The sequence below is a fragment of the Paraburkholderia haematera genome, from assembly GCF_905220975.1.
Taxonomy (GTDB): domain Bacteria; phylum Pseudomonadota; class Gammaproteobacteria; order Burkholderiales; family Burkholderiaceae; genus Paraburkholderia; species Paraburkholderia haematera.
Window position 1 is genome coordinate 25,385 of the sequence record NZ_CAJNBK010000009.1, and the last position, 13,796, is coordinate 39,180.

Genomic DNA, 13,796 nt, shown 5'->3' on the forward strand with positions numbered 1-13,796 from the left:
CTATCGTCAATCCGGCGCGCTCAGGGCAGCGTATCGAAGAAGAGATAGACGGCGACTATGCGACCTTCCCGGGTAACGATGAAGTCAGTTCCAGCGTAAGCCGGCGCTTCACCTGGACGGCCGGATACCCATTGGATCCGCCCGCCATCGCCCGACAAATCGGGCTCGGCGATTGGCTGGTACTGGAAGTCAGGGTGAGTTGCCCTGATCACACCGGCGATCCGATCGATCTCGTCACGGCCGCGGTATATGCCGTTCTTGGGGTCATAGAACACGCAATCCTCGGTGAAAATTTCGTCGATGGCCGCGCGCCTGCGCACGGGATCGTTCTCACCGAATACGTCGAGAAGATTGCGTCTCAGCAGGATCGAAATACTATTGGACATTGGCTGCCTCCTTAAGGCAAGTAGTTGTCTCTCAAGCGCCTACCACTTGAAATAAATGCTATGGATTACTGAGCAAGCGCCAAGGTCTTTGCGATGCCTCGGGCGACCGCAGGTCGAGCTGATATCTCGGCGTACCATCGAGCGACGAACGGGAATTTGTCGAGGGTTGCGCCGACAGTCTGATGGCGCCACACCCACCCGAAATGGGCGATGTCCGCAATACTGTAGGCGTCACCTGCAACGTACCGTTGATGCTCAAGGCCGTGATTGAGCACGCCCAGCGTCCGGTCAACCTCCGATAGCGCGCGCGCCTGGGCCTCGGGTTGGGGCGACGGCTGAATCGCGACCAGAAACGCCTGGAGGAACGCCGGGCTGAGGCCGGACGCGTGGAAGAAGAGTTGCTCGAAGACCTTGCCCCGGTGGGGGCCATTCTTCGGAAGAAGTTGTCCGGTCTTCTCAGCAAGGTAGACCAGGATCGCGGCGGATTCGCTGAGCACCACATCGCTCTCGCCAGGAACGGCACGGTCGATGAGAACCGGGACCTTCGCGTTGGGATTCATCGCCTTGAAGACGTCGGTCTTCTGCTCGCCCTGGCGCAGGTTGACGGGAACGAGCCGATAGTCGAGCTCCATCTCTTCCAATGCGATCGGGACTTTGACGCTGTTTGGCGTGGGGAATGCGAGAACTTCAATACCGGTCGTGCCGCCGGCGACGACAGCAATTTTTCCTTCAGGTCTGCGTACCACGATCTATCTCCTAAGCGGGTTGAGACAAATCTAAGGCCGCATGCTATTTTTCGAAATAGAAATGAATGAAAACCATCGTTGCAGGATTGTCGATGTCAAAGCTTCCGGATTTCGAAGGGCTGGCGATGTTCGCGAAGGTCGCCGAAGAAGGTTCGTTCGCTGCGGCGGCCACGGCCATGGGTGTCTCGGTCGCCACGGTCTCTCGGGCCGTTACCCGCCTTGAAGAGCGGCTGGGAGGCCGACTGTTCAACCGTACCTCCCGACGACTTGCACTCACGGACTATGGCCACACACTCGCCGAACGAGCGGCGAAAATCTATGCCGACGCCGAGGAGGTAGAGGATTTCGTCCGCGAGACCTCAAGCCGACCGCGTGGTCTCGTCAAGCTCGCTGCACCGTTCACTTTTGGCGCCCGGTGGGTTGCCCCGCAGCTGCCTGAATTTTTTCGGACCTACCCGGATATTTCCGTGGATCTTCATCTCACGGATGTCCATGCCGATCTGATTGGCGAAGGCTTCGATGCCGCCCTGCGCATCGCCATCATGGAAGACTCATCTCTCGTCGCGCGTCACATTGCACACGTGCGTCGGTTTGTCGTGGCATCCCCCGCCTACCTGGCTCGCTATGGTCGTCCGCAGCACCCACAAGATCTGGGCGCCCACCAGTGTCTTACCTACACGAACAGGAGTAAGCGCGACGTTTGGCGCTTTACCCACAAAAGTGGCGAGGAATGCGCGGTGACGCCAACCGGGTCGTTGCGAGGAACGAGCGTGGAAGCGTTGCTGCCCACGGTCCTCGCGGGACTTGCCGTTGTTGAACTCCCTGAATTTGTTGCGACGCAGTACTTTTCCGACAATCAGCTTGAACCGATTTTGACTGACTGGCGCTTACCCGAAGGCGGCCTGTATTTCGTTACACCCACTGCCCGCGCACGACCAGCAAAGGTTAGCGCCCTGGCCGACTTCTTCATCACCAAGCTGGCCACGGCAGATTGGAGCGCAAAGTGAGGGCCTGCGCAGGGTACATCTCGACATAGTCCAGGCTGGCAGAGCCTATAGGGCCGCAAGAACACGCTTAACCATTTGCATCCTGTGTCGATCAATGAGCCTTGTGTGGGCGAAACCGGCAAGAGGCTTGCCGGTTTCGCGGCAAGCCAGGCATCAGTCAATGAGATCCGCACCTGTCGTAAGGACAATCTTTCCAAAGTGTGTGCCGGAATCGATCAGCTCGTGAGCGCCGCGAGCGTCCGCAAGCGCAAAGGTCTTGTAGACAACCGGCTTGATCTTGCCGCTCTCGATGTGCGGCCAGACCAGCCGCTCCAGTTCATTGACGATGGTCGCCTTGTCCGCGGATGTGCGCGATCGCAGTGTCGAGCCCATATGCGTTAGACGTTTCGTCAGCATCGGCAAGATGTTGAGATCCTTCGCCGGCCCCTTGATCACGCCCACCTGGAGGATCCGTCCGTCCATGGCCGCGGCGTCATAGTTCCTGGCCACGTAGTCGCCGGCAATGATGTCGAGGATCACGTCGACACCTCTTCCATCGGTAAACCGCTTCGTTTCGGCGACGAAATCGTCCTCACGGTAATCGATCGCGAGGTCCGCGCCTAGCGCCAGGCTGGCCTCCCGATGCGCCTGCGAACCCACTGTCGTGATGATTTTCGCCGCGCCGAATGCCTTCGCCAGCATGGTCGCCGTGGTACCGATACCCGACGCGCCGCCATGGATCAACACCGATTCGCCGGCAACCAGCTTGCCGCGCTGGAACAGGTTCAGCCATACCGTCATAAACGTTTCGGGCATGGCCCCCGCTTCCACCAACGTCAGGCCTTTGGGAATAGGCATCGTGTTGCAAGCGTGCGCGACGGCATATTCCGCGTAGCCACCGCCGGGTATCAATGCGCACACCAGTTCGCCGATCCGGAATTGGGACACGTCGGCGCCGATGGCAACCACTTGCCCTGCCACTTCCAGCCCTGGAATGTCCGAAGCGCCGGGGGGCGGATCATACAGCCCTTTGCGCTGGAAAACGTCTGGCCCGTTCACGGCAGCCGCGTGGATGCGGATCAGAACCTGGTCAGCGGCCGGCATCGGCACCGGGCGCGTAGTCGGCACCAGGACCTCAGGACCGCCGGGCTGTTTGATCTCAATGGCCGTCATGGACGACGGCACACGAAAAGTTGAAGCAGACATGGACACCACTCCTTCGATTGATGAGGCTCGATTGATCCGGGCGGATCACTGAACGAGGAACTCTTACGCTCAGTATAGGAGTCGACATTGATGAATATGTGCAGCATTATTCATGCAGTGAGATGCAAATTTGCATCATGAGGACGGCACGATGAACTGGGATGACGCGCGAGTGTTTCTCGCGGTGGAGCGCGAAAAAACGCTCCGTGGAGCGGCCAGGACGCTCAATCTCGATCAGGCGACGGTCGGCAGACGGATTGCGGCACTAGAGCACGCCCTACGTGCAACGCTCTTCCTGCGCACCTCGGAGGGTTACGCGCTGACCGCCGCAGGCGAAGCCGCGCTCAGATCAGCGGAGAAAATGGAACACTCCGCACACGAACTCGTCAGACGAACTCAAGGCACGGATACACGGCTTGCGGGTGACGTAAGAGTCACCAGCACCGACTCGATCGCGCTCGACTTCCTGCTTCCCGCCATCGAACGCCTGCATGCTGCCCATCCCGAAGTGCGCGTCCTGCTGGACACGTCGACGCGCATGCTTAATCTGGCAAAGCGTGAAGCGGATATCGCGGTCCGCTCAGTCAGGCCGGAGAATCCCGATCTTGTCGCACGGCGCCTGGCTCGCTGGCCCATGGCGCTCTTTGCATCCAAGGCTTATCTCGAGCAGCACGGCAAGCCCGCCCCTGGCTCCGCATTCGCGGGCCACGATCTTGTCGTCTATCAGGGAAGCTGGACCGGTAGTCGATCACCCACATCGCCGACTCTTGCTGGCGAACCGGTGCACGCGGGGCGCATCGTATCCACCTTCAATTCCAGCCTCATGCTGCGTACCGCGGTAAAGGCCGGCATCGGCATCGGTGAGCTTCCGATACATCTGGCTGAACACGACGGCCTCGTGCAGATATGGCCGGAACCCGCACGTGGGGCGGTCTACGAAATCTGGCTCGTCACGCATCAGGATCTTCGGCATACCGCGCGCATCGCAGCAATGATTGACGGCATCGTCTCTGCATTCGAAGAGCACACAACCCACACAAAATAGTCACGCACGACTTGGCTGCGGCTACTGCGTGTCGCGTTACAAATAGTCTTCGGCAGCGTGCCGCCGTCGCTTCATGGCCGAACCCGGTCCGGGGATGAACCGGCAGTGCGCTCCAACGTTGATGCTCCCACGTCGGGCAGCAGTCCACCCTGTAGCGGTCCATCGCACCGCAGGTGATAATATCCGTTGAACCTTAAGCATACGCATGACTCACGAGTTGCCTTGCAAACCCGTTCGACGTCCGGAAAGTTGTGGACGTTGCATCATCGCAAGCAGCCCGAACCATTGAGCGGTGCGGCGTGTAACTTTGCGCGCCTGATCGGCGACACCTGCAATGAAATCAGGGTCGGACTGACAGACCCACTGCATGAGACCTAAAAAATTTTGAAGATGTTATGTCACCCGGGCACGCGGCTTGTCCGAGCTTTTTGAGAACGTTAAAACTACGCCTCATTAACTGACATGGGGTCTATGGTGCTATCACTCCGCTATTTGGGAGTATTGGGAATCTGCGCTTTGTTCGCTGCTTGCGGACAGATTGCGCCCGAACATGCCGCGTGCAGCGTTGATTCCTGTCGTATGCGACATGAGACGTTGCAATCCGGCGAGGCGTCATGGTACGCGGCAACGTTCCAGGGGCATCTGACCGCAAACGGAGAACGCTATGATGGCGGCGCATTAACGGCTGCGCATCGCACATTGCCGCTCGGCAGCTATGTGCGCGTCAGTTCGTTGGCAACAGGAAAGTCGGTTGTCGTGCGCATCAACGATCGCGGACCCTACATCAAACACCGAATTATCGATCTCTCTTATGCCGCGGCGAAGACCTTGGGTTTGACAGACGCACGGTCGATGCAAGTACGGATTGAACGTGTAGAGAGCGCGGAGAGTAAACAGACGGAGTCGGACGGTGGCGGAATCTTGACGACGGAAAACGGCAGTCGGTAGAAAACACGCGGGGCGTCAACGGCGTTGTGGTTCCGGGTCGTTAAACAAGCCCCCCAGCGACTTCGCCACCAACAGTAATGGCGCCGGACATTGGAAGCGAACGCAAGACCGTTCAGTGCGTGTGCCCAGCCATCGTGGCGACTCACGCGCATCGTCAATTCACGCTGAATGGCGACACCACCATCGTCTTCGTCGCACTCACCCCGGTCCCGGTCGATGCAGGCGGTGTCCAGCGATACACCACAATGCTCGAGTCGTTGTAGTTGTCTTTCGTCACCTCATATTCGCCGGTCGAACGCCGATAGGCCCGAAGTCCGTACATCGAGTCCACGTCGTTGCCCACGTCGACTTTGTTTGGGTTGCTATTGGTGAACGTGATGTCGAGTTGTCCCGTGGTGAGGTTGAAGGCATCAATATTCGGCACGGTATGTACGTAGCCCACAAAAAGATAATTGCCTGCGGCCGCAATGGATTTGGGATTCGCGCCAGTGATATTGATCACTGGATTCGGCGTGCTCCTGTTGCCGGCCAGCCAGCCGTGATAGACCTCGACGCGCGATCCGACCGCGGTCCAGTCCGTGCTGCCGGTGGCCCCTTGCGTGAGAATCATCGTGTCGCTGCCAGGCAGGTAGATGATCCGCGTCAGTTGCGAGATTGTGCGCGGGATCGGCATCGTGATCGCGGCACCCCAGACCGGCTTGCCGCTCGCATCGAAACCGGTCAGCGGATAGTGAGAAATGACGTTGGTTTTGTCGAGACCCGCCCAGATATCGCCCTTGCTATCCAGGCAGAAACCATTGCGAACTCTCGCCGTCGTACCGAAGGACGTTCCCGGCAACGTGCTATCCGGAATCGCAATGTACCCGCTCGTCCGGTTGAAGTGGAAAAAGTAGAAGGTATCCGGGTTCTGGCTTGCGGCGACGAGTATCCGGTGGTCGCCCACGCTGGCGAGCTGAGCGAAATGTTCGCCGCGTTCGTGGTCGGCGAGATTGATGCGCGGATCGGACGGATAGGTGATCGGATCGATTGTGTTGGCAATGAAGGTGCCTCCCACCGTGCCCGAATAGATGTTCGTTCCGCCGTAGAAGATCGCCCCGTCGGTGGCCGGGTCCGGTGCCGCGTTGCCCTCAAAGTTCACCGACTGGAGTTGCCAGCGCAGAATCCCGGTTCCGTCGTACGCGTGGATGTCGGTGCCGCCGTTGCGGCCGAGGTCCCATGACCCGCCCCACGGGTTGTTCAGGACATAGAGGTTGCGCGCGGAATCCCTGCCGATGCCGGTGACGCGCGTAAAGCGCCTGTCGCCCGCCTGCCCCTTGATGCCCGTGACCGTATTGAGGAAGCCGCCTTGAACACCAAACGTACCCACAACATAAGGTGCGCCGGACACGTCATAGATCTTGATGTTCATGTCCGGACCCTCGTCGCCGATCCATAACTGCCCGCTCGACGAGTCAAAATACAGCGAAGAGGGTTGCGCTTTGGCCGGCAACTGGATGGTGTTTCGCGGTTCGCCGGTCGGACTGAACTGGATCACAGCGCCCGTGCTGTGTTGCGCGACCCAGACGTTGCCGCCTGCGTCCACCGCGAGCGCGCCCGGCCCTGCCACGCTGATATCGCGCAGCCAGACACCGGACGTCGTGAACACGCGCACGCGGTTGCCTGGGAAGTCGCTCGCGTACAGTAGCGAGCCGGACGTCGCGAGTCCGGTGACGACATCCGCGAGGCGTTCGGTGGTCGTCGCACTTACCGTGATGAGCAGGTCGCGCGTGCGGCTTGTCCGGTCGTATCGGCCAATCTTGCCGCTTCCGTACGTGGCGTTGAACTGCAGCGCAGCGAATAGCGAGGTCGAGTTGCCGGTGATCGCGCCACCCTGAAATTCGGCGTGCGCCCCGATCGAACCGATGGTCTGTCCGTTCTGATAGATCGCGATGCCACCTTCACCTTCGTCCCACATCGACGCGGTATAGATCACCCCTTCTGGTGCCACCCACATCGAGCGGGCCACATTGCCCACCCGAGTTGTGCCCGTGCCATGGGTGTTGGCTACCCAGCCGGTGGAGTATTGGGCTTCGCAAACGGACGCAGCCGCTGCGCTCAGCACTACCGCGACGAACGCGGTACAGAGTCCTTTGAGAGACATTTGATTTCTTTGATCGCACGCCGTGCAGCACGGACGTCCATTGCGCGGTGTTGCCAACCCTGGCAAACTTGCAGTCCGAACCCTGACGATTTGAGCCCGTGCGTCACGAAGCGTGCGACGTGACGCGCCGAATTGGTCTGGGATGTCGACTGAGTTAACGGCGGTGCGCGGCGCGAGTTGAGCGATTTTTCAACTGGACCATGAAGACGGCGTCCCAAGCTGGTATCTTACCGATCGCTGTCAGTCGGACGTTCAGTAGATTTTGGGGCGGTGTACTGACCACTCGGTTGTTGCCGATGCACGACGCGCCGTCGAATGGTTCCTCCGTGCCGAGCTCCGCCGGATAATCATTGGCTCAGTTCGACCCGGGGCGAACTCCCGACTGTCTTCATAGCGGCCAATCGATGCACGCATCTTGGGTGATGCATGCGCGAATGAGCTTGTGAACCGTCGCCGCGAAGAGGCTGCGCCATTCAAACAGGGGTGTCCAATGAAACTCGCGCTACTGGCACTTGTACTCGCGTGCTCGTCGGCATTTGCCGATACCCCTGATCCTGCTGATGTCATCTCGCAACAGAGCGGACTGCCGGCGAGCGAGGTGCAAGGCATGCTCGCGAACTGCGACGCGAACCAGACAAGCCTGAACTTCTGCGCCTGGCGCGACAGGGTGGTTGCCGAGCAGAAGCTGCAGGACGTGGTCGACGAGAAGGTTGCAAATTCCCCGGGCTGCAAAGCGCGCCTGGAAGACAAAATCGTCGCGTGGAAGAAGCGCCGGGATGCAAGCTGCAAGAAATCTGCCGAGGCGGAAAATGGAGGTGGTTCCGTCGTGCCAATGGAAATTGCCGCTTGCCAGGCGGCAGAGACCGACCGCATGGCGAAGGTCATTGGATCGATCCGCCGATGCAATTGACTGTCACGCCGACGAGCAACTCAGTTCGACCCTACGCTGTCCTCAATTCAGCTCATCCTAAAACGTTTTCTCCGTGGGGGCCGTGGGGGGCTTGAATAATTGACAACGCGCCGTAATCAAAGAAATCGGAGGTTACGGCCTTCTTTCGGTTCGAGCGCAAGCGCTTTCCATGCGGCGTTCATCTCGTGTTTGCCTCCCGGCTGCACAAGTCTTCTGATGTCAGGCCACACAATCAACCCGAACAGCGAACGTAAAATCGCGCTTAGAACACAGAGTCCGACCGCGGTCCCGCTGATCTCGAGATACAGATCAAGCATGCGATCCGTGCTTCCTGCAATCAAGCCTACCAGGCCGCAGCAAACCCCGATGAGTACTAGACAGGCAATCGTCACGAAGATGTCCGTCCGAGCGCTGGCGACTTTCGCGGTGCGAGATTGCGATAAGGCAACCTATGAGACTGACGAATATCACGAAGACGGCCAGCGCCATGATGAACGAGCTTGGGATTGCCAGGGCGGCGAGGCTCAGCACCAGCGGACCCAAGGCGCGGGGGAGCAGAGTCAAGTTCCCACGCTTTTGAGCGAGCGCGTCATAGGGCGCGATGGCATGGTCGGCGCTCCTGATCCAGGCAATCTTGTGACGGCCGCGATCCTCGAAGACGCAAGCTCGCACGTTCATGCCGGGTTGCAGTTGATCGATCTGCTCGAACGCTTCGGCATCGATGTCGCCGGATGCGGCAAAGTAGCAGACGTTCTGCATGGTCAAGCGAAAGAGCCTGGCCTTCTTATCATCGGCCCGAGTAAGGATAAGGCTGCTATCGACGCGATCGATCGTGGTATCGATCAACGTGGTGTTGTGCTTGATCATGGGCCGGGAACCTGTGTCCGTTTGATTGGCGCTGCTTTGTTGAGACCTGACAATCGATGTCTGCCACCGACCTGCCAGACGAGTCAATAATTGGCGACGATCTACGTATCGATGTCGAATGCCCGAAACCGGCCGGATAAGGTCTGATGCTGAAAGCATGAATCAAGCCGTTGCCGGCGATCAGGTTTGAATATCCTAATCCCAGTTGAGTACGACATCTACCCCAACGTCGTCGACTTTTATCGCACTGCACTTAAGCTCACGACTCATTCGAGTGGAATGTCTGGCGTCGGACTGTGGATAGACAAAGGGGCCCGCGCTGTGAGAGGCTTCGCATCACGCCGACCCGGCGGCGGCGAGATCCGCGCCCAGCGACGTTGACCGTATCGCCCGGCCCCTGCTGCAAGTGGGTTGGGAAGACGTCGTTCCAGCACGACGATCCTTCAAGAAAACGAGAGCCAGAACGTGAGTGAGTGGGAAGCCGGCAGCATTGATGGTATTGCGTACACGTACGGCTATTGCGACGAGCTGGATCCGCTGCGCCTTAGACTTCCGTTGCTAAAGTCTGGAATCGTCCCTCCGGTCCTGCGTACCGCTTGCGAACTGGGATTCGGCCACGGCGTCAGCGTGAACATCCACGCAGCCGGGTCAGCTACAGAATGGTTCGGTACTGACTTCAACCCCTCTCATGCAAGCTTTGCACGGCAACTGACACAGTGCGCCGGATCGCAGGCGAGATTGTTCGCTGAAAGCTTCTCGGCATTCTGTACGCGAGACGATTTGCCGAATTTTGATTTCATCGGTATGCACGGCATCTGGAGCTGGATTTCCGACGAAAACCGCGCACTCATTGCCGATTTCATACGACGCAAACTCAATGACGGCGGCGTGGTGTCCATGAGCTATAACACCCAGCCCGGGTGGGCCACGATGTTGCCGGTGCGCGAGTTGATGAATTGTCATTTCCAGGCGAGCGCGCGGCTCAATGCGCACGGCAATGCGTCCACCGAAACGCAAGTCCAGACGCACATTGCAGCGGCGATGGATTTCGTCAAGACCGTAATGGCGACGCAACCCGGCTACGCTGTGGTCAACCCGCTGGTGGCTGAACGTGTCGACGCATTGAACAAGGAGAACCCGCACTACCTCGCGCATGAATATTTCAATCGTGACTGGCAGCCCATGACGTTCTCGCAGGTCACCTCGTCGCTTGCCGCGAGCGGTTTGACTTATGGCTGTTCTGCGGACTATCGCGATCACGTTGACGAGATCAATCTCACCCCAGCTCAACGCGCCTTGTTGGCGGGCATTCCAGATACCGCTTTACGTGAGACCGTACGGGACTTTTGCATCAACCGGTCGATGCGGCGAGATTACTGGGTCAAAGGGAGTCGCGCGCTTGGTGAAGATGCGCAGCAGACGGCGCTGCGCGCGCATCGAGTCATGCTGGCGCTGCCGAGGGCCTCGGTCTTGCTGAAGGTGCGCGGAGCGCTGGGAGAAGCGGCGCTACCGGAAAGCTCATATGGTCCGATACTCGACGAGCTTGCCAGCCATCGCCCCGCAAGCCTGGCCGATATCGAAAACAGCGTCAGCGGACGTGGCATTACGCTCCCCCTCATCGTCAAGGCCGTGACATTGTTAGTGGGGACTGGCGTGTTACTCAATGTACAGGACGAGGCGCACATTGACCTTGCTCGTCCGTCATCGGACAGGCTGAACGCCGCCATTTGCGAGCAGGCGCTCCAGCATGGGGACGTGCAATATTTGGTCAGTCCCGTGTCCGGATCGGGCGTTTTGATTCCCCGTGTGCCACAGCTCTTCCTGTTGGCGAGGCGACGTCACCTGATGGAACCGCCGCAGTGGGCCGAATTCGCCGAGACTGCTTTGCGCACGAGTCCCGCGCCAGCTCACGTCACGGAGGGCGTTTCCGTTAGCCTGCTCAACACCAGCGGCGATCTGATTGCGAAAGCGAATCGCTTTGCTGAAATACATCTACCCATATTGCAGGCGCTGGGAATCGCTTGAGGAAGAGAGTCGCTCGGCAAGCACCATTAGCGCGAGCCTTCCCGCCCTTCTTGCAACAAGCTTAAAAAGAGCGGGAAGACGATGGCCTATTGGTCTTACAGCGCCACGAACAGAACGCCGTGCGGATCTTGCAGCGCGGAGGCGTTTCCGATGCCTGCAGCTACCGGCGTCAGATGGCCGGTCTTGACGTCCAGCTGCATAACCTGCCCTTGTCCCGCACTGTACGCACCGCCCTGTTTGAACGGCGCATCTTGCGCACGCGTCGGATGCGGCAAGACCCGCCGCCGATGCCGTACGGCGGACTTGTGCTATTCGACCGAAGCAGGCGACGCCGGCCTTTACAAAGGCCGGCGCGCTTCACAGGATCAATTAGAACCGGCGTACTTCAGTGTCCAGGTGAACGTACGATTGCTTCCCGCGTTGAGTGCGAAGGGGCGCGTCGTACAGGCGAAGTTCGAATGCAACTGCCCGATCGGCGTGGTCGACAACGGATTGGTCACTCCGGCCGCCATGTCGAAGTTAGACAGGGCGCAACTGTCAAAACCCGTAGTGCCATAGCTGGTCGCATTGCTATTGGCGTACTTAACCGAGAAACCATCGCTATTCGCTGTGGTGTTCTGGAAGTCTGCAAAAGACGTGAAGTCCGTCTCGACCGCGATGTTGCCGGTCAACGTTCCAGAACTCAGCGTATCGGTTCGCGTCAGCGTGCCTTGAGCAAACGTTAGAACCGTATGGACCTGCAGGTCGATATCCGTGGCATAGGTTGCATTCTTGACGGCCTGCCGGAATTTGGCCGTGTCGAAAGAGACGACCACCTGGCCGTTGGTTTCCTGAACATTCAGGTTCTTGTAATACGTAACCGGAATGTAGGTTTTCCCGTTATAGGAAACTTGCGGAATCAGCAACGCATAGCCCAGATCCGTTGTGCCATAAATCAGCTTGTCGGAGAACGGTGTCGGGTAATAGGGCGTGTACGAATTGTAGTCAGGTGCCTGGCTCAAGTTGAGATTGATGACGCGCTTGCCGTCGCGTACCGTAATGAGCGCCGCGCTGTACGGGTGAGCCGTATCGGTGGGCAAGTTGTACCAGGTGAGCGTGTAATGCGGTCTCGCGTCCAGCCAGGCTTGCAGATCGGAATCTGACATGGGCGCCGCGCCGCCAAAACCAAGTTTGTTCCACCAGGCATTCACGTACATGTATTGGTGTAAAAGGCTGAAATTCTCACCCATGACTCGAGGTTTGCCGCGATACGAATCGGTGCCGCGCCCTTTGACCCACATATTCACCGAAGGCGTAGGCAGAGTCGGGTCGTACCAGAACGTGTCAAAGCGATAAGCCGCCTTATAGATAAACGAATAGGCCACCTGCATTTCCTGGGCGGACAACACGCCAGCATTTGCCGCGGCAGTCAGGATTTCCATAAAGGCGGAATCCCCGTACGGCCCGATGGACCTGCCATAGTTGAAACCCTGGCCGTCTGCGTTGAGCTGGGGAAGAATGAGATCGACTGACTTGCGCAGATAGGATTTCAATTCGGGCGTTAGATTGGCCTCATTGCCCATTTCGAACGTTCGCTCAACAACTTCGCCAATGAGCAACGTGCTGTATCGATCGAAGCGTGCCCGATCGTAATAGGTCGTATGGGTATTCGAGGCCTCGTCGGAAAAACCGCCGGACGAGTCTTTTTCAATGTGATTCGTGAGCGTGTACAGAAGCGCGTCGCGCGCGCCCTTCGACGCCACAGCCGGGTCGGTGGTGGAAAAGAAAGTCGGATTGCTCCATCCGAGTTTCTGTCTCAGCCCCGCAATACCGTAAGAGACGGCATAGTAATTCTGCGCGGTATTGAGCGATGCAACGTCGATCGTCCCTGTGGCGGGGCACGTATTCTTCATGCCGCTCGCATCCGCACCGAACATATCGCAGAAGGTGAGGCGATTTTGCAGCGTAGCCAGCATGGCGTCACTGAAGACCTCGTTGAGCATACCGTGCGCTTTGAAATTATTGAGCGCAACTAGGTAGTAGTACTCGCCCCATGACGTATTGGCATACGTGTAGTTGGCGCCGCTCGTCTGCGCCATCATCGCGGTCGTTATCTTTTGATACGTCGCGAGGTAATCCGAATATTTCGGATCCCCCTTCGTCTTCATATCAATCAATATGTACGACAGCCCGAGCGCCAGTTTGCCTGGCAGAAATTTATCGCCCGTATTGGTATCGAGCACGTGCACGGGACTGCCGTCGCCAAGATCCATCACCACTTGCGTGAAATCGGGCGTCTTCTTGATGAGGTCAAAGAGCGCTCTCATCTGTCCCATCATGGTGATGGGCACGCCGGCTCCTGACGGGACGCTTGTATCCGTCGCGCCATAGACAATTCCGTGCAGAGAAACTGTGGCCGCAGAAGAAACGGGATCACTCGGACCGCCGTTCACGCCGCCCCCGCATGCACTGACGAGAAGAAGCGTCAGTGTACTGAGCGCCAAACCAACGGATGATTTTCGCGTTGAACGCATTTTTGTCTCCTGATTGTAGGTGGA

The 13,796-nt window shown here is 58.5% G+C and carries 12 protein-coding genes; 5 read left to right on the plus strand and 7 right to left on the minus strand.

The genetic code is table 11. From position 1 onward, the window contains the following. Window positions 1-20: 20 nt before the first annotated feature. On the minus strand, window positions 21-386 hold the full coding sequence (locus tag KHO23_RS17450) for a nuclear transport factor 2 family protein (RefSeq protein WP_211612474.1): 366 nt from the start codon (window positions 384-386) through the stop codon (window positions 21-23). Between the two features lie 65 nt (window positions 387-451). Beyond that, window positions 452-1,132: a glutathione S-transferase family protein gene (locus KHO23_RS17455; RefSeq protein ID WP_236066895.1), complete on the minus strand. Its 681-nt coding sequence runs from the start codon at window positions 1,130-1,132 to the stop codon at window positions 452-454. Between the two features lie 92 nt (window positions 1,133-1,224). Here KHO23_RS17455 and KHO23_RS17460 point away from each other — a divergent pair, with 92 nt between their 5' ends. Then, window positions 1,225-2,139, plus strand: a complete 915-nt coding sequence (locus KHO23_RS17460) for a LysR family transcriptional regulator (RefSeq protein WP_211612665.1) — start codon at window positions 1,225-1,227, stop codon at window positions 2,137-2,139. A 153-nt stretch (window positions 2,140-2,292) separates the two neighbouring features. On the opposite strand, the gene KHO23_RS17465 is transcribed toward KHO23_RS17460, so the two are convergent. Next, window positions 2,293-3,324, minus strand: coding sequence for an NAD(P)H-quinone oxidoreductase (locus tag KHO23_RS17465; RefSeq protein WP_211612475.1), 1,032 nt, complete (start codon window positions 3,322-3,324; stop codon window positions 2,293-2,295). 151 nt (window positions 3,325-3,475) lie between these two features. Here KHO23_RS17465 and KHO23_RS17470 point away from each other — a divergent pair, with 151 nt between their 5' ends. Next, the gene (locus KHO23_RS17470) at window positions 3,476-4,369 is read left to right on the plus strand and encodes a LysR family transcriptional regulator (protein ID WP_211612476.1); all 894 of its coding nucleotides are present in this window, start codon (window positions 3,476-3,478) and stop codon (window positions 4,367-4,369) included. A 471-nt stretch (window positions 4,370-4,840) separates the two neighbouring features. After that, entirely contained in the window at window positions 4,841-5,317 is a 477-nt protein-coding gene (locus KHO23_RS17475) for a septal ring lytic transglycosylase RlpA family protein (RefSeq protein ID WP_211612477.1), read from the plus strand. A 154-nt stretch (window positions 5,318-5,471) separates the two neighbouring features. Here the strand turns inward: KHO23_RS17475 and KHO23_RS17480 are convergent, their stop codons facing one another. After that, window positions 5,472-7,457: an SMP-30/gluconolactonase/LRE family protein gene (locus tag KHO23_RS17480; RefSeq protein WP_211612478.1), complete on the minus strand. Its 1,986-nt coding sequence runs from the start codon at window positions 7,455-7,457 to the stop codon at window positions 5,472-5,474. Window positions 7,458-7,947: 490 nt separating this feature from the next. On the opposite strand from KHO23_RS17480, the gene KHO23_RS17485 reads away from it, so the two are divergent. Further along, window positions 7,948-8,367, plus strand: a complete 420-nt coding sequence (locus KHO23_RS17485; protein ID WP_211612479.1) for a lysozyme inhibitor LprI family protein — start codon at window positions 7,948-7,950, stop codon at window positions 8,365-8,367. A gap of 116 nt (window positions 8,368-8,483) precedes the next feature. On the opposite strand, the gene KHO23_RS17490 is transcribed toward KHO23_RS17485, so the two are convergent. Both KHO23_RS17490 and KHO23_RS17495 read right to left on the minus strand, forming a co-directional pair. Then, complete coding sequence (locus KHO23_RS17490; RefSeq protein WP_211612480.1) at window positions 8,484-8,684, minus strand: hypothetical protein; 201 nt, start codon at window positions 8,682-8,684, stop codon at window positions 8,484-8,486. Beyond that, the gene (locus KHO23_RS17495) at window positions 8,677-9,234 is read right to left on the minus strand and encodes a hypothetical protein (protein ID WP_211612481.1); all 558 of its coding nucleotides are present in this window, start codon (window positions 9,232-9,234) and stop codon (window positions 8,677-8,679) included. Before KHO23_RS17495 ends, KHO23_RS17490 begins: the two co-directional genes overlap by 8 nt. A 465-nt stretch (window positions 9,235-9,699) precedes the next feature. Between KHO23_RS17495 and KHO23_RS17500 the strand changes: the two genes are divergently transcribed. After that, window positions 9,700-11,259 (plus strand): class I SAM-dependent methyltransferase, encoded by a 1,560-nt coding sequence (locus tag KHO23_RS17500; protein ID WP_211612482.1) that lies wholly within the window; start codon window positions 9,700-9,702, stop codon window positions 11,257-11,259. Window positions 11,260-11,624: 365 nt separating this feature from the next. On the opposite strand, the gene KHO23_RS17505 is transcribed toward KHO23_RS17500, so the two are convergent. Continuing rightward, window positions 11,625-13,772 (minus strand): hypothetical protein, encoded by a 2,148-nt coding sequence (locus KHO23_RS17505; RefSeq protein WP_211612483.1) that lies wholly within the window; start codon window positions 13,770-13,772, stop codon window positions 11,625-11,627. Window positions 13,773-13,796 lie beyond the last annotated feature (24 nt).